Genomic DNA, 16,667 nt, shown 5'->3' on the forward strand with positions numbered 1-16,667 from the left:
GCCGGACTGGCTGGGCTGGCCGTTGGTCCCGCTCACTTGTAGCTCCGCTGTGTCAGTGCCACCACTTCGAAGTCCAGCTCCTCGGTGTGACGGGTCTGCGTCTCGTCGGGCCCGTTCCATTCCCACGCGGCGACGTGCGCGAAGTTCTCGTCATCGCGCTGCGCCTCGCCCTCGGGAGTCTGGTGCTCGGTCCGGAAGTGCCCGCCGCAGCTCTCCGCGCGAACGAGCGCGTCGCGGGCCATCAGCTTGGCCAGCTCGAAGAAGTCGGCGACCCGGCCGGCCTTCTCCAAACCCGAATTCAAAGTTGCGCCCGATCCCGGTACCCGCAGATCCGCCCAGAACTCGGCCTCGAGCGCTGGGATCTCGGACAAGGCCTTCTGCAAGCCTTCCCGGGTGCGTTCCATACCGATGCAGTCCCACACGATCTTGCCCAGCTCCCGGTGGAACCAGTCCACCGAGCGAGTGCCGCCGATCGACAGGAACCGTTGGGTGGCATCGGTGACCCCGGCAACCGCCTGGGTGAACGCCGGGTCGCCCAGCGGCACCACCGACTCGCCGAGCCTCCCAGCCAGGTCGTCGCCGATGGTGTAGGGCAGCACGAAGTAGCCGTCCGCCAGGCCCTGCATCAGCGCCGAAGCCCCGAGCCGGTTGGCCCCGTGGTCGGAGAAGTTGGCCTCGCCAATGGAGTAGCAGCCCGGAACCGTGGTCATGAGGTGGTAGTCGACCCACAGACCGCCCATCGTGTAGTGCGTGGCCGGGTAGATGCGCATGGGCCCCTCGTAGGGGTTCTCCCCGGTGATGCGCTCGTACATGTCGAAGAGGTTCCCGTACTTCGCCGCCACCGCCGCTTTGCCCTCGCGGGCTATGACCCCGGCGAAATCGAGATAGACGCCGTTGCGCAGCGGTCCGACGCCCTTGCCCTGGTCCACGACGGTCTTGGCATTGCGGCTCGCCACGTCGCGCGGCACCAGGTTCCCGAAGGCCGGGTACTTGCGCTCGAGGTAGTAGTCGCGGTCGGACTCGGGGATCTGGTCGGGTGAGCGAGCGTCGTCCATCGTCTCGGGCACCCAGATACGGCCGTCGTTGCGCAGCGACTCCGACATCAGCGTCAGCTTCGACTGGAACTCGTCGCTGACCGGGATGCAGGTGGGATGGATCTGCGTGTAGCAGGCGTTCGCGAAGTACGCCCCGCGCCGGTGCGCCCGCCAAGCGGCGGTGACATTGCACGCCATGGCGTTGGTGGACAGGTAATAGACGTTGCCGTACCCGCCGGTCGCCAGCACCACCGCGTGCGCGGAGTGGGCCTCGATCTCTCCGGAGACCAGGTCGCGAGTCACGATGCCGCAGGCCCGACCGTCCTTGGTCACCAGGTCCAGCATCTCGCTGCGGGTGTAGAGCTCGACCGCACCGGCTGCGACCTGCTTGGCGAGTGCCTGATAGGCGCCCAGCAGGAGCTGCTGGCCGGTCTGGCCCCGGGCGTAGAAGGTGCGGCTGACCTGCGCGCCGCCGAAGCTGCGGTTGTCGAGCAGCCCGCCGTACTCGCGTGCGAACGGCACGCCCTGAGCGGCGCACTGGTCGATGATGTTCAGCGACACCTCGGCCAGGCGGTGCACGTTCGCCTCGCGGCTGCGGTAGTCGCCGCCTTTGACGGTGTCGTAGAAGAGTCGGTGAACCGAGTCGCCGTCGTTGGCGTAGTTCTTCGCTGCGTTGATGCCGCCCTGTGCAGCGATCGAATGCGCCCGGCGGGGCGAATCGTGGAAGGTGAACGCCTTCACCCGGTAGCCCAGCTCAGACAGCGACGCTGCCGCTGAGGCGCCCGCCAGTCCGGTGCCCACCACGATGATCTCGAAGCGGCGCTTGTTGTTCGGGTTGACCAACTTCATGGAGAACTTGTGGTTCTGCCACTTGTCTGCCATGGGCCCATCGGGCACCTGGTCGTCGAGCACGCCGTTCGATGAACCGTTCATCGCCGCGTCAGCCCTCTCAGAAGCCATCCCAGTGAGCCTCCGCCTCTTCGCTGCATCTAATGTGCCTCCGCCTTGTCGGCCAAGCACTCAAGATCGACGCTGCTGCACTTGGCGTTGTCCTCGTCGACGAGGCCCGCTTGGACGAGAATCGGGAATGACATGTTGCCGACGAGGATCACGCCGGCCAGCACCGTCGCCAGGTTGCGGCGCAAACCGTTGTAGCGCGGATTGTTCACGCCGAGGCTCTGGAACATGCTCCAGGTGCCATGGAAGATGTGGATGGCCAGCGCCAAGTTGGCCACGACATAGATGATCGCCACGGGGATGGACGAGAGCGATTCGACCACGTTGTGGTACGGGTTGCCCCGCACGTAGGCGTCACCCAACCACCAACCCCACGTGAGATCGGCAACGTGGAACAGCACGTACAGGCCCACGATCGGACCCGTCCAGCGCATGGTGCGCGAGGCGTAGTTGGCGGCGATGTAGTCACGCTTGGACTCGTATTTCTTGGTGCCCCCTACGAAGCTGGCCCGGTCGGAGGCCAGCCGACTGCGTTCCTTCAGCGTGTACGCCGAGTGCAGGTGCACCAGGAACATGGCCAGCAGCCCGACCCGCATGATCCACAGCAGCAGCGTGCGAGGCAGCAGACCGCCGCCGAGGTCCCGCAGCGTCTCGGCGTACTCGTACATCCGCGAGGGGCCCTCGTAGAGGTGCAGGTTGCCGATCATGTGGACGATCACGAAGCCCAGCAGCCCGATGCCCGTCAACGCCATCACCCACTTGCGGCCGACTGCTGATTGGTAGATGTTCAGCGGGAACGGCAGCGGGCGCTTGGTCTTGAACACCGGTGCAGACCCGGCGGCCTGCGTGGCAGTCGGCGCCATGTGCTCCTCCTGGGGGTGGCGTGGTGCGGCGACCCAGTATTGCGTGCAACCAGCCGGTCAGCGCGGCTGAGGTTGCAGGGCGCGACCCGCTGGCCGGACGCGCCAACGCCGTACGGTACTTGCGCGCCTGCTGCAGTGCTCACTGTCGGCGGGCTGGAGTTGGCCGGCCCCGCCGAGCGCGCCAGGTTCGCCCTGCTGGGGACACAGCGGGGAGCTACGGGCCCGACCCCGAGTGCACCGGGCGGGTGGGATCAGCGGAACGCATGACGTGGCGCAGGGTGCGTTCGACCCATGGACGGATCCACGGTGCACGGCGCCGCCCGCCGGAGGGTTGCACCGGCTGCCAGGCGGCCACGCTGGGATGGTGGCCGACCCCCTCGACAGCGGCCGCAGATCCCCGCATGGCGAGCGCGCGCAGACCACGCTCTGCGCCGACAAACACGTTGGGCTCGAGCGTGAACTGCTGGCACAGCAGCGTGCCGGCGGCATCTGCAGCTTCGTAGGTACTGCGATGGGCGACGTCGTGTTCCACCGTTACCAGTGCGGGGGCTTCTCGCCGGTACGGCTCTCCGTTGACGAACCACTCGCCCCTTCGAACTGCCACCGTCCGGATGCCGGTTGAGCGCTGCACGGCGTGGCTGGAGCACCCGTCGACAGCGACGTCGATGTCGATGCGGTACTGCGGTTGGGCGCCCATGCCCGCCGGCCACCACAACGTCGGTCGTTCCAAAGCCACCAGCCACTCCAGCTCGTTGCGCCCGCGGGCCAGGACCGGTTCCGACTTGGCCAGGCCGTTGCCCAACGCCGCACTGTTACCTGCTGCGTCAGCACCTGGGGCGCCGGCACGCCGGACGCCGATCGGGAGCACGGCGGTCGTGACTTCGCATCTGTGAGTGCCGGAGCTGTCCACGTTGGCGGCGATGCGCAGCACTGCCCTGTCGTAGTTGGCTTCGATCACCAGCGCACGGACGCGTTCGATGCGCGCCGGGCCGGTCTGTTCGATCCACACCTGCGCGTCCGCGCCCTGGGGCACTTGAACATTTCCGCGCGCAGCCTCAACGGCTAGCAGATGCTCTTGGCCGGTGCGCAGCAGTTGATTCACCTCGAAGGCGTGTTCGGCGTGGCGCCCACTGAGGTCGCCCAGGTACGTGCCGTCGAGCCACAGGTGGCCGAGCTCGCACAAGCCGCTCACAACGAACCACCAGCGAGCGTCGGAGTTCGCATCGCTGCGGAGTTGAGACTCGAGATCTGGCGACAGATCGAAGCGCCGCCGGTACAGAACTGCGCTCTTTCCGCCGAGGCCGGGATCGAGCCACCACCGGCCGGGAGTGGCAGTTTTCTGCCAGCCGGACTCGTCGAGCGTGCGGTCGGCCACCGTGCGCCACTCGCCGTGCCCCGCTGCTCGCACCAGCCAGTCGCCGTCCAGCGACCATTCGACGCTCACGTCGTGACGGTACCGGTCGTTGCCGGAGCTCTTGGCGCGACAGTCCCCGCGCCTGTCCATCAGCAGACCACTAGGTTGCCGCCATGACCCAACCCACGACGCTCGGCGAACTGCGCAAGATCGGCTGGGTCTCCCGACCGGTCAAAGACGAGATGCGTGCGAACGCCGCGAAGGCCGTCGCAGCGGGCGAGCCGCTGTTCGAGGGCGTGCTGGGCTACGAGAACACGGTGCTGCCCCAACTCGAGAACGCCATGCTGGCTGGTCACGACGTGGTGTTTCTAGGCGAGCGGGGCCAAGCCAAGACCCGCATGATCCGCTCACTGGTGGACCTGCTGGACGAGTGGATGCCCTACATCGAGGGCTCGGAGATCTTCGACGACCCCTACAACCCGGTTTCCCGTCACGCCCGCGACCTCGTTGCCGAGCACGGCGACGACACTCCGATTGCGTGGGCGCACCGCAGCATCCGCTATGGCGAGAAGCTGGCCACTCCCGACACCTCGATCGCCGACCTCATCGGTGAGGTCGATCCCATCAAGGTGGCCGAGGGCCGGTACCTGTCCGACGAGTTGACGCTGCACTACGGACTGGTGCCGCGCACCAACCGCGGCATCTTCGCCATCAACGAGCTGCCCGACCTTGCCGAACGCATCCAGGTGGGCCTGCTCAACGTGCTCGAGGAACGTGACGTGCAGATCCGGGGTTACAAGATCCGCCTGCCACTGGATGTACTGCTGCTGGCGACGGCCAATCCTGAGGACTACACGAACCGTGGCCGCATCATCACGCCGCTCAAGGACCGCTTCGGTGCGCAGATCCGCACCCACTACCCCCTTGATGTGGACACCGAGATGGACATCGCGGCGGCGGAGGCCCGCCCCTTGGACCTCGCGGACTTCGATGGCGGCGTCAAGGTCACCCTGCCCGACTTCATGTCGGAGATCGTGGCCACGTTCAGCCATGTGGCTCGTTCCAGCAGCCACGTCAACCAGCGCTCGGGCGTGTCGGTGCGCATGACGGTTACCAACAGCGAGACGCTGGTTGCGAACGCCACCCGCCGGGCGCTGCAGCGAGGCGAGCGCCACGTGGTGCCCCGAGTCAGCGACTTGGAATCGCTCATGAGCTCGACCGCGGGCAAGATCGAGATCGAGTCGATGGAGGAAGGCCGAGACGGCAAGATCGTCGAGACCATGCTCCGTGCAGCGGTGCTGGAGGTCTTCAAGAACCGCTTCTCGCCCGACGAGCTGAGCGACGTAGTGGCCAGCTTCGGCGAGGGGAAGGTGGTGCACACCGGCGACGACCTCGGCTCAGAGGCCTACATGGAGCTGCTCGCCGGCAACCAAGCGCTGGCCGTCGCTGCGGAATCGCTGGTTGCTGCGGCCACCGATCCGCCGTCGGGTGAAGGAGCCGGCCCCGCCGTGCTCGCCTCGGCCGTGGAGCTGGTGCTGGAGGGACTGCACCTGTCCAAGCGGCTCAACAAGGAGCACGTGGGCGCCCGGGCGACATACCGCTCGCGGGGCTGAGTCGCTGCGAGGGCTGCGACCGTGACAGAGTGATGCTCATGCCGGGGAGTTCTGCATTCCCGAGGCGCGTGGCTGCGCTTGCGGCCGACGGGGCAAGGCAGTGAAGATCCGCTGGCGCCGGGCCCGTCGCGAGGGCGCCCGGTTCCGCTACTCCGCGTGGGACGGCACCCAGACCGGCTTCGATTTCGACGCGGACAGCTTGTTCGCCGAGATGACCGACGACCTGCTGTATCACGGCGATCTGAACGCCGCCCTGCGCCGGCTCATGCAGCAGGGCTTCACCGACGCCGAGGGCAACCGGCTCGAAGGCCTGCGCGAGATGATCGAGCGCCTGCGCGAACGCCGCAAGGAAATGCTGGAGCAATTCGATCTCGGCGGGGTGTACGACGACATCGCTCGCGAGCTCGACGAGATCACCGACACCGAGCGCGAAGCGCTGGAGGAATTCTCACAGGACGCAGCCGACAGCGGCGATGAGCGCCGGCAAGAGATCGCCGAGTCCAGCGCAGCCGGGCGCAACCTGCAGCTCGACATGCTTCCCCCGGACCTGGCCGGGAAGATGCGCGGCTTGCAGAACTACGACTTCGTCTCACCGGAGGCCCGCGAGCAATTCAACGAGTTGGTCGAGCGGCTGCGCCAGGAAGTCGCCCAGAGCTATTTCGACCAGATGACCGGGGCGATGGGCAATATGAGCCCCGAAGACCTGGCCCGCACCAAGGACATGATGGCCGAGCTCAACCAGATGCTCGAACAGCGTGCCCGCGGCACCGAGCCCGACTTCGAGGGCTTCATGGACCGCTACGGCGACTTCTTTCCCGAGAATCCCCGGAGCCTTGACGAGCTGCTGGAGATCATGGCCAGGCGCATGGCAGCCATGGCCTCGATGCTGAACTCGATGACCCCGGCCCAGCGGCAGCAGCTCGCCGACCTGGCCGCCCAGCTCATGGACGACATGGATCTGCAATGGCAGGCCCAGCAACTCGCGCAGAACCTCCAGCAGGCGTTTCCCGACATGGGCTGGGATCGCAACTACCAATTCGGCGGCGACGATCCGCTGTCGATGTCCCAGGCGGCCGACGTGATGGGCCAGCTCGGAGATCTGGACGCGCTGTCGGAGATGCTGCAGGGTGCTGTCAGCCCGTCTGCGCTTGCAGAGGTGGATCCCGAGCGGGTCCGCGAGCTGCTGGGGAACCAGTCCGCCGAGGCGCTGGAACGACTCAGCGAGATGGCCCGGATGCTTGAGGAGTCAGGCCTTGCGCAGCACACCGAGGGTCGCTTGGAGCTGACGCCGCGGGCGCTTCGCCGCATCGGGCAGAACGCGCTCGGCGACCTGTTCAACCGCCTCATGGACGACAAGGTGGGCAGCCACCAGGTGCGCAAGTCGGGCGTCGGCCACGAATTCGCCTACGAGACCAAGCAGTACGAGTTCGGTGACACGTTCAACCTGAACATCGAGCGAACCGTGCGCAATGCCGTCGCCCGGCAGGGGACCGGCACGCCGGTGCAGCTCACACCGGACGACTTCGAGATCGAACGCTCCGAGCTGCTTTCGCGAGCCTCAACCGTGCTGATGCTGGACCTGTCGCTGTCGATGCCGATGCGCGACAACTTCCTGCCGGCCAAGAAGGTCACGATGGCGCTGCACTCGCTGATCTCGACGCAGTTCCCGCGCGACTACTTGGGGATCGTGGGCTTCGCCGAATCGGCGAAGGAGCTGACGGCCGCCCAGTTGCCGGAGGTGTCGTGGGATTTCGCCTACGGCACCAACATGCAGCACGGCTTCATGATCGCCCGACGCCTGCTGGCCCGCCAGACCGGTTCGAAGCAGATCATCATGATCACCGACGGCGAGCCGACCGCCCACCTCGCCCGCGACGGCCGGCCATACTTCGCCTACCCGCCGGTGCGCGAGACCATCGAGGCCACGCTGCTGGAGGTAACGCGGGCGACCCGTGAGGACATTCGCATCAATGTGTTCATGCTCGACCCGAACAGCTACTTGCGGGCGTTCGTGGAGAAGATGACCGAGATGAACGGGGGGCGGGCTTTCTTCACCAGTCCTCAGAATCTTGGTGATTACGTGCTGGTGGATTTTCTTGAGCACCGTCGTCGATTGATTACCAGCGGCCGGCTCTAGCGGCCGTTCTCCCGGGGGCACGGCGACGGCGGCGTCCGTGCTTCAAACAGACGCAGCGCCTTTGCTGGGGCGCGGGGTCGCAGGGGCGCTGCATGACTGCGCGCGGACACCGCCGCCCCCGCGCCCCCTTATGTCTTTGAGCCGAGCGTTGTTTGGGTGTCGTCTGGGGTCGGCAGGGGTGGGGCGACGTTGCGAACGGTGAAGACACCGATGGCAGCGATCAGGACGAGCCCTGCGCCCACGACGCCCAGCGCGGTGGTGCCGAGGCCGTCGATCAGCAGGCCGCCCAGCAGCGGTCCGCCGGCGCGGCCTGCGGCCATGACTGCTTGGGCGTCGCCGGCACGTTCTTCGGGATAGCGGGACCGGCTGGCCAGGACTTCGAACACTCCCGGTATCGCCAGCCAGAAAAAGAAGCCCCACGCCACGAGCGCACCGAAGAACAACCACGAATGCGCTGATGTCGCGATGAGGATCACGCACGCCGCCGCGGCTGCCATCGGGGGGCTGGGGAACTTGCGGGGGGCCTTCCATCGAACCGCCGGGATCGCAACCAGGGCGTTGAGACTGAAGCCGACGGCGATCACCGTCACTGACATTGATGTGTTGGCGGTTCCCAGGACCACGGCGAACACGAAGACCGAAGAGCCGCCGAGGGTGAACAGACCCAGACAGATCAGCAGGATCCGGGCGGCGGGCACGGCACGGTTGCGCTTGGCCGTTCTGGGGAGATGGTCCACTTCGCTTCGGTAACCGAACGCCAGAGGGACGAGTGACACAACCGCCAGCGCCCCGAACACGAGCCGAGCGCCGCCAGCGGTGAGGAGCACCGAGATGAGCGGTGCCGCGATCAGCCCGACCATGGGGCCCGTCACCGCCACATCGTCCATTCGGCGCGTGTCGCCGAAGGCCTGCACCCATCCGTACCAGGCCACAAGCCCCAGTGCGAGACCGCTGAGGAGCCGCAACGCCACGAGCATCGCGAACGCGGGCAGGGCGGCCGAAGCCAGATTGGCCGCCGCGGCTGCCCCGAGACTGGTGACGAACACCCACCCGCGTGGCTGCAGCCAGCGACCGGCGCCCCATGAGGTCACCACGAATCCGCCCAGTTGGAACACGCCGATCAAGGAGGCCACGCCGAGGCTGATGCCGTAGTGATCAGTGATCTCCGGCAACAGGAACGGCGTCGAAACGAAGGCGAGGACGCTGAAGCCGACCGCGAGCAGGATGCCGATCTTGACCGTCGGTCGCAGCAGCAGCGCGAGCCGGATGGGGAATTGCACCAGCGGACGCTACTGGTGTGAGCGAGTACTCGGAGTTCAGGCGCGTGCCGGGGTGAGGCCGCCCAGGACCATGTCGGCAAATTGGCGGGCTAGGTCCTCTAGGCGGAGTTCGCCGCCGGGGCGGTACCAGTTGGCCAGGGAGTTGAGGCCCGAGATCATGATCCGGGCCAGAACTTTGGCGTTCGTGTCGGCGCGCAGGGAGCCGTCGGACTGACCTTCGGCGAGCAGGCCCACCCAGAGGTTCGTGAACTCGCGTAGGGCGCTGGTCAGCTGGTCGCGGGTGTGCGGGGGCGATTCGTTGTAGCAGCGGATGTTGGCCACCGTGAAGCTGCTCTCGGCGACGATGCAGTTGACATAGGCAACGATGGCTTCCGCCAGTCGTTCCGAGCCCCTCGCCTCGGGGCCTAGGGCTTCAAGCGCTGCATCGATGGCCTCGCGGGCGTGGTCGATGCCGACACGCAGCACCTCCTCGACGATCGCGTCCTTCGAGTCGAAGTGGTAGTAGAGGCTGCCTGCCTGCATCTCGGCGGCGCCGGCGATGTCGGTGAGGGTGGTGGCGGCGTAGCCGTGGCACGAGAGCAGGCGCGCGGCAGCATCCAGAATGCGCATCCGACTGCGCTCGCCCTTGCGGATCCGACGGCCATTGCCGTTGCCGTTGTTCTCGTCGGCTTCAGTGGCGACGGTGCTGTCTGTGGGGCCCGACTCGGCAGAGCTGCCGGCGGCTGCGCCTAGACCGCCGGAGGCTGCGTCGGTGCTGTCCATAACCGAAGAAGAACTTAGTCCTGAACGAGCGCTCATGCAGTGGCCGAACACGCAGCAGTGTCTTGACACCTCCAGGGGGCATACGCCGGGCCGTGCCGAAGTGCGCTCACCTACACTCCGCGAAGCGGTCGCGCAGGGCGGCTGCGGGTCGAGCCGACGGGGGCCGGGGTGAAGTTCAGCTTGTTCATGTACTGCACGATCGGCCGCCGCCACGAGCTGGAAGCCGGCCTCGCAGGGCTCAACAACGACTACTACCAGCGCATGCTCGGCGAGATTGCCGAGATCGCACACTTCGCCGACGAGACCGGCTGGTACGGCTTCGGCCACCCCGAGCACCATTTGCAGATCGAGGGCTTCGAGATCTCCAACGACTTGAATCTGATGGCCAGCTGGATCGCCCAGCACACCAGCCGGCTGCGGCCAATTGCCTGCGGGTACGTGTCGACCACTCACAACCCGCTGCGGGTGGCGGAGCAGGTGGCAACGCTCGACCACATGACCGGCGGGCGGCTGTGCTTCGGGGCGGTGCGCGGCTACCAGCACCGCTGGGTGGACCAGTTCAAGATCCGTCCCGACCTCGCCGCGGTCGGCAAGTGGAACCGCGGCACCTACGAGGACGAGTACAACCGCCGGTACTTCGAGGAGTTCGTCGATGTGGTGCTGACGGCGCTCCGCAACGACACGTTCTCCTATGAGGGCGAGTTCTGGCGCTTCCCCAACGACAACCTCAACCCGCACACCCACACCGTGTATTCCGACTACGGCGCCGGCGTGGATACCGACATGACCATCCGTGAGATCGGCATCGCCCCGCGCCCACTGCAGTCACCGCACCCGCCGCTGTACGGCGGCTTCACGATGTCGATGAGCTCGGCCGTGTTCTGGGCGCGTTACGGCGGCACACCGATCGTGCTGAGCGACAAGATGGACTTCTGCGAGGCGCTCTGGAAGGCGTACCGGGAAGAGGCCGCCCGCCACGGAGTCGAGAAGCCCCGCGGGCACGAGTGCGGCTGGGGCGGTGTGGCGGTGTGCGCGCCCACCGACGAGGAGGCGTGGCGCCAGTTCGCTGACATGGAGTGGTTCTGGAATCAGTGGGCCATCCAGTTCGGTCAGGGCATGCCGTTGCAGCTCGTCGGCAGCCCCGACACGATCAGCCGCCAAATCGAAGAAGCGCAGACGCTGCTCGGCATCGACGAGGCGTTCTTCCTGGTTCCACAGGGCATCCACTCGGCCGATCAGATCAACGCGTCGCTCGAACTCATCAGCGACAAGGTGATGCCTCGCTTTGCGTGAGCTGGACCGAGGGCCCATGACCCAGCCGCCTCCGGGCGGACGGCTTGGAGGGCTGGGTTGATCCCCGGCATCTCGCAGCGCACAGTCAGCGCGCCAGACGGTTCATGTGCCGTCGTCGTGACCCCGCGTGGCGAACTCGATCTGGGGGCCATTGGGTCATTGGACAGTGCCGTGCGTTCGGCGCTGGCCGCCGCGGGATCGCCACCGAGGCTCATCATCGACCTGTCCGATGTGGACGTGCTGGCACCAGTGGTCCTCGGCGTGCTGCTCGACGCTCAGCGGCGCTGTCAGGGCGCTGGGGGCAGTTTGTTGCTGGTCGTGACGAGCCCTGAAATCGGCGCCACGCTGGCCGACACCGGGGTCGAGACACTGTTCGAGGTGGCCGCCGAGCTACAGGACGCCATGCAACGTCTTTCCGTCGGCTGAACATCGGCAAACGAGACACCGATTGGGCGGATCGGCGGCAAACCCCCCGTCGCGGCGGCCGTATCCTGAGCGCCCGTATGGCTGGACCGGAGTACCTGTACCAGCGAGAAACCTTCGCAGGCGGAAACAGCCGGCTTGCCCGCTTCCTGGCGCGGCCGATCCTGAAATTCGTCCACCGCGAGGTAGCCGGCAGCGTGCTGTTGTTGCTGGCCACCGCGGCAGCACTCATCTGGGCGAATTCATCCGCGAGCGACACGTACTTCGACTTCTGGCACACCCACATCGACATCACGATCGGCAGCTTTCAGCTGCACCCGCTGACGTTCGAGGAGCTCGTGAACGACGCACTCATGGCGTTGTTCTTCTTCGTGGTCGGCCTGGAGATCAAGCGGGAGCTGGTTACTGGCTACCTCGCCAGCGTGCGAGCCGCGACGCTGCCGGCGATTGCCGCCATCGGCGGGATGGTCGTGCCGGCGTTGCTGTACTTCATGCTGAATCCGTCCGGCGAAGCGGCCTCTGGGTGGGGCATCCCGATGGCCACCGACATCGCCTTCGCGGTGGGCGTGGTGGCGCTGCTGGGCTCGCGGATTCCGCCGATGCTCAAGCTGTTCCTGCTGACGCTGGCCATCGTGGACGACATCGGGGCCATCGCCGTCATCGCGATCTTCTACACGAGCGACCTGAACCTCAGGTGGCTGCTGTTCGCCGTTGCGCTCTTGGTGGTTATCAGGCTGCTGACGGCGATGAAGGTTTGGGCCCTCGAGGTCTACTGGGTGATCGGCCTGGTGGTCTGGTACGCCACGCTCGAGTCCGGTATCCATGCCACCATCGCAGGGGTGGCGCTGGGCCTGCTGACGCCCGCGAGGCCGCTGCTCGGACGGGGGCAGGCCCAGGACGTGGTGGACGATCTGCCGGAACATCCCAGCATCGAGCAAGTCCACCAGGCATCGTTCCTGGTGCAGGAATCAGTGCCGATGACCGAACGGCTGGAGACGCTGTTCCACCCGTTCACGGCATTTCTCATCGTGCCGCTGTTCGCCCTCGCGAACGCTGGCGTGCCGTTGTCAGGCGACACGATCTCCGATGCTGCGGGCTCGCCGGTCACCTGGGGCGTAGCGGCGGGCCTGGTCATCGGCAAGCCGGTGGGGATCACAGCCTTCACCTGGGTGGCAACTCGATTCGGCTTCAACCTGCCCGAAGGGATGAACTGGCCGCAGTTCATCGGCATGGGTTTCGCCGCGGGCATCGGCTTCACCGTGTCGATCTTCATCACGGGCTTGGCGTTCGACGAGAATGGCATCACCGATCTCGCCAAGATCGGCATCCTGGCCGCGTCGGCCTGCGCGGGCATTGCGGCACTCATCTTGCTGGCTCTGTCGGGCAAGGCCGGCGATCATCCCGACGAGGCGCCGCCCGGCATGCTCAGCGACCGCAGCGCGCCGCCGGAGTCTCCAGCCGCCAATAGCTAGCCTCGCCCATCGTGCTTCGATCGCCCTTGTTGCCCCAAACCCGACGCGACACCGTGAGGTCTCTGTGACTGCTGTTCCGTATCTGGCCTTGATCGCCTCCGGGCTGGCGCTGCTGCTGGCCTACTACTTCGCCAAGGTCGTGCTGAGGGCGGACCCAGGCACCGATCTGATGCGCGAGATCGGCGGCGCCATCCGCGAGGGCGCCATGGCGTTCCTGCGTCGGGAGTACAAGTGGGTCTCGGTCTTCGTGGCCGCCATGTTCGTGCTGTTGCTCGTGGTGCCGATCGACGGTCGCCCGGCGGCGAGCTTCGCCTACCTCATGGGTGCGGTGCTGTCGTCGGTTGCGGGCTTTGTCGGCATGCGCATCGCCACGGCGGCCAACACCCGCACGGCCAACGCGGCCCGCCAAGGGGCCGCCAAGGCGCTGCCGCTGGCGTTCAAGGGCGGCGCGGTCATGGGCTTCAGCGTGGCCGGCCTGGCGTTGCTGGGCATCTCGTTCAACTACCTGCTGTGGGTGAAGTGGCTGGGGGTCGACCAGGCCTTCCAGGTGGTGGCCGCGTTCGGACTGGGCGCCAGCTCGATCGCGCTGTTTGCCCGTATCGGCGGCGGCATCTACACAAAGGCCGCTGACATCGGCGGCGACCTCGTGGGCAAGGTCGAGGCCGGCATTCCCGAGGACGACCCCCGCAACCCCGCAACCATTGCCGATGCGGTCGGCGACAACGTGGGCGACGTGGCCGGCATGGGTGCGGACCTGTTCGAGTCCTACGCCGGGTCGATCGTGGCGCCGGTGGTACTTGCCTCGCTGCTGGTGCCGGTCTTCCTCGACGGCGACAGCTTGGTGGGCAGCTTCGGCGATGCCGAAGCGCTTCTCATGTACCCGATCCTCATCGGAGCGCTCGGCATGATCGCCTCGATCGTCGGCGCGCTGTTCGTGCGCGGGCGTGAGGGCCGCAGCCTGTCGGGTCAGTTGCACACCGGCCAATACGTGGCGATGGCGCTCACGGTGGTGTTCGCCATCGTCGGCACACTGGTGCTGTTCAGCGGCAACCCGACCTTCGGCACCAGCGCCGGTGCCCCCGAACTCAGCGCCCCGATCTTCCTGGCGCTGACGATCATCGTCGGGCTGCTCGGCGGTTGGGCGATCGGCTTCACCTCGGAGTACTTCACCTCCGAGCACTACAGGCCCGTGAAGGGCATCGCGAAGCAGTCCGAGACGGGCCCAGCCACCGTCGCCATCGAGGGCATTGCACAGGGCAAGCTCTCCACGCTGCCCGCAGTCGCGCTCGTGGTGACGATGATCGGCCTGTCGTACTGGTTCGGCGGGCTCGCCTTCGGCGACGCCGGCAACGAAATCGGGCTGTACGGCGTGGCGTTGGCAGCCATCGGCATGCTGTCAGTGACCGGCGTGATCGTGGCCGTGGACGCCTACGGCCCCATTGCCGACAACGCCGGCGGCATCGCGGAGATGGCCGAGCTGCCGCCCGAGGTGCGTGGCGTCACCGACAGCCTCGATTCGCTGGGCAACACGACCGCTGCGGTCGCTAAGGGCTTCGCCGTCGGCTCGGCCGCCGTCACAGCACTGGCGCTGTTCAAGTCGTTCAGCCTGACCGCCGGCGATCAGGTCTTCCTGGACATCAACGACACTGCGGTCACGATCGGCCTGTTCCTGGGCGCCATGACACCGTTCATCTTTGCGGCGCTCACCATGTCCTCGGTGGGGCGGGCCGCTCAGGCGATGATCGTGGAAGTCCGTCGCCAGTTCGCCGAGATCCCGGGTCTGCGGGAGGGCGAGCCCGGCGTGAAGCCCGACAGCCGCCGCTGCGTCGACATCTCCACCCAGGCGGCACTGCGCGAGATGCTCCTGCCGGGCGGCCTGGCGGTCGTGCTCCCGCTCGTCATCGGCTTCATCGACGTCAACGCACTCGGCGGTTTCCTGGCGGGCGCGGTCGTGACCGGCTTCCTCATCGCCATCTACATGGCGAATTCGGGCGGCGCCTGGGACAACGCCAAGAAGTACATCGAGGCGGGCGCCCACGGCGGCAAGGGCACCGATGCCCATGCGGCGGCCGTGGTCGGCGACACCATCGGCGACCCATTCAAGGACACCTCAGGCCCGGCGATGAACATCCTCATCAAGGTGATGACCATCGTCAGCCTGGTCTTCGTCCCCGCCTTCCTCTAACCGCCACGCGGATTCGGCAAGTTCCGCGAGCCCGACCTCTGCATCGCGCTCGGGCACATACCGCCGAACCGTGGCGTAGCGTCCGCGATCGTGCGTGACGTAGCAGTCGAGGAGGTTGCCGTTCGGCCTCGGACTGTGTTGATGGTGTTGGTCGGGGTGCATGCCATCAACGACTTCTACGTCACGGTGCTGCCCGCGTTCCTTCCCGCCCTGGCCGACGAGTTCGGCTTGAGCTACACGGACCTCGGCGTGCTGTCGTTCGCGTTCACCCTGCTGACTGGTGTGCTCTCGCCGGTGCTGGGAGGCGAGGCTGACCGCCGGGGCAGGCGGCGGTGGATCTTGGTCTTCGGCTTCGTGATCGGGGCCGTGGGGTTCTTGGGGATGGCAGCGTCGCCGAGCTTCTGGTTGATCGTGATGCTGAGCCTGTTCTGCGGCCTCGGCGGCGCCGCCTACCACCCGCAGGCCACGGCGTTCATCGTCTCGGCCTACCCCGACAAGCGTGGTCGCATGCTGGGTATCCACGGCTGGGGCGGATCGTTCGGGCACTTCGCGGCGCCGGCGGCGGTGGTGCTGGCGGTCTCGGTCTTGAACTGGCGGCTGACCATGGTGGCACTGGCCATACCGATGGTGATCGCGGCCGCGACCTTGCAATGGCGACTTCGCGAGATTCCGGCCGCACCGGCGGTACGGCTGCGCGGTGCCTTCAACAAACCGCTGCTCGTGCTGTCGATGTCGTTCGGGGCAGTGGCCATGGTGGGCATGAGCTTCATCAACTTCTCGGTGAAGATGCTCGTCGACGAGGGTTGGGACACCAACGATGCCGGAGTCATCCTGACCGTCATCCTGCTGGTCGGCGTTGTCGCCCAACCGCTGGGGGGCTTGGCGTTCGACCGAGCCGGCGGCCGCACAGTGCTGATCATCGCCGCGTCGGGCACCACGCTGTTCGTGGCGCTGTTCGCGCTCACCGGCGGCGCACTCTCGCTGGTCGCCCTCGGCGGCATCTCGTTTTGCACGTTCAGCCTGTTCCCGGTCTCGATGGCAATGGCCAGCCGGCTGGCGCCGCCTACGCAGACCGGGGCCGGCATCGGCGTGATATTCGGCGTCTCTGGCTTGATGACCGCCGTTGCGAAACCCGCCGTGGGAATCCTGGGCGACATCACCGGCGACATCCGGGTTGCACTGGCGTGGCTGCTGCCGCTCGCTCTCGTGGCGGTCGTGCTGGCATCCCGCCTCAGCCCCGATGCCCGCTACGTCCCTCCTGCGGTCACGAAGTAACGCTGCGACAGCAACGGGC

12 protein-coding genes are annotated in these 16,667 nt (G+C 66.8%); 7 read left to right on the forward strand and 5 right to left on the reverse strand.

Features of this window, described 5'->3' with window-relative positions:
- Positions 1-32: 32 nt before the first annotated feature.
- The 3 genes from ACOCMM_RS02355 to ACOCMM_RS02365 all read right to left on the reverse strand — a co-directional run bounded on the left by ACOCMM_RS02355 (position 33) and on the right by ACOCMM_RS02365 (position 4,298).
- Positions 33-1,994: a fumarate reductase/succinate dehydrogenase flavoprotein subunit gene (locus ACOCMM_RS02355; protein WP_419551595.1), complete on the reverse strand. Its 1,962-nt coding sequence runs from the start codon at positions 1,992-1,994 to the stop codon at positions 33-35.
- Between the two features lie 29 nt (positions 1,995-2,023).
- The gene (locus ACOCMM_RS02360) at positions 2,024-2,854 is read right to left on the reverse strand and encodes a succinate dehydrogenase cytochrome b subunit (protein ID WP_419551596.1); all 831 of its coding nucleotides are present in this window, start codon (positions 2,852-2,854) and stop codon (positions 2,024-2,026) included.
- 214 nt (positions 2,855-3,068) lie between these two features.
- The gene (locus ACOCMM_RS02365; RefSeq protein ID WP_419551597.1) at positions 3,069-4,298 is read right to left on the reverse strand and encodes a hypothetical protein; all 1,230 of its coding nucleotides are present in this window, start codon (positions 4,296-4,298) and stop codon (positions 3,069-3,071) included.
- Positions 4,299-4,381: 83 nt separating this feature from the next.
- Here ACOCMM_RS02365 and ACOCMM_RS02370 point away from each other — a divergent pair, with 83 nt between their 5' ends.
- Complete coding sequence (locus ACOCMM_RS02370; RefSeq protein WP_419551598.1) at positions 4,382-5,821, forward strand: magnesium chelatase; 1,440 nt, start codon at positions 4,382-4,384, stop codon at positions 5,819-5,821.
- A gap of 100 nt (positions 5,822-5,921) precedes the next feature.
- Positions 5,922-7,958 carry a vWA domain-containing protein gene (locus ACOCMM_RS02375; protein ID WP_419551599.1) on the forward strand — a complete coding sequence of 679 codons (2,037 nt, stop codon included), beginning with the start codon at positions 5,922-5,924 and terminating at the stop codon, positions 7,956-7,958.
- Positions 7,959-8,086: 128 nt separating this feature from the next.
- On the opposite strand, the gene ACOCMM_RS02380 is transcribed toward ACOCMM_RS02375, so the two are convergent.
- The gene (locus tag ACOCMM_RS02380; RefSeq protein WP_419551600.1) at positions 8,087-9,238 is read right to left on the reverse strand and encodes an MFS transporter; all 1,152 of its coding nucleotides are present in this window, start codon (positions 9,236-9,238) and stop codon (positions 8,087-8,089) included.
- A gap of 36 nt (positions 9,239-9,274) precedes the next feature.
- Positions 9,275-10,000 (reverse strand): TetR/AcrR family transcriptional regulator, encoded by a 726-nt coding sequence (locus ACOCMM_RS02385; RefSeq protein WP_419551601.1) that lies wholly within the window; start codon positions 9,998-10,000, stop codon positions 9,275-9,277.
- A 168-nt stretch (positions 10,001-10,168) separates the two neighbouring features.
- Between ACOCMM_RS02385 and ACOCMM_RS02390 the strand changes: the two genes are divergently transcribed.
- The 5 genes from ACOCMM_RS02390 to ACOCMM_RS02410 all read left to right on the forward strand — a co-directional run bounded on the left by ACOCMM_RS02390 (position 10,169) and on the right by ACOCMM_RS02410 (position 16,648).
- The gene (locus ACOCMM_RS02390) at positions 10,169-11,293 is read left to right on the forward strand and encodes an LLM class flavin-dependent oxidoreductase (protein ID WP_419551602.1); all 1,125 of its coding nucleotides are present in this window, start codon (positions 10,169-10,171) and stop codon (positions 11,291-11,293) included.
- A 117-nt stretch (positions 11,294-11,410) separates the two neighbouring features.
- The gene (locus ACOCMM_RS02395; protein ID WP_419551603.1) at positions 11,411-11,719 is read left to right on the forward strand and encodes an STAS domain-containing protein; all 309 of its coding nucleotides are present in this window, start codon (positions 11,411-11,413) and stop codon (positions 11,717-11,719) included.
- Positions 11,720-11,796: 77 nt separating this feature from the next.
- On the forward strand, positions 11,797-13,188 hold the full coding sequence (gene nhaA, locus ACOCMM_RS02400) for a Na+/H+ antiporter NhaA (protein WP_419551604.1): 1,392 nt from the start codon (positions 11,797-11,799) through the stop codon (positions 13,186-13,188).
- 64 nt (positions 13,189-13,252) lie between these two features.
- Complete coding sequence (locus ACOCMM_RS02405) at positions 13,253-15,373, forward strand: sodium-translocating pyrophosphatase (protein ID WP_419551605.1); 2,121 nt, start codon at positions 13,253-13,255, stop codon at positions 15,371-15,373.
- Positions 15,374-15,463: 90 nt separating this feature from the next.
- Positions 15,464-16,648 (forward strand): MFS transporter, encoded by a 1,185-nt coding sequence (locus tag ACOCMM_RS02410; protein WP_419551606.1) that lies wholly within the window; start codon positions 15,464-15,466, stop codon positions 16,646-16,648.
- Positions 16,649-16,667 lie beyond the last annotated feature (19 nt).

It is taken from the genome of Candidatus Poriferisodalis sp., assembly GCF_965198245.1.
Taxonomy (GTDB): domain Bacteria; phylum Actinomycetota; class Acidimicrobiia; order Acidimicrobiales; family Poriferisodalaceae; genus Poriferisodalis.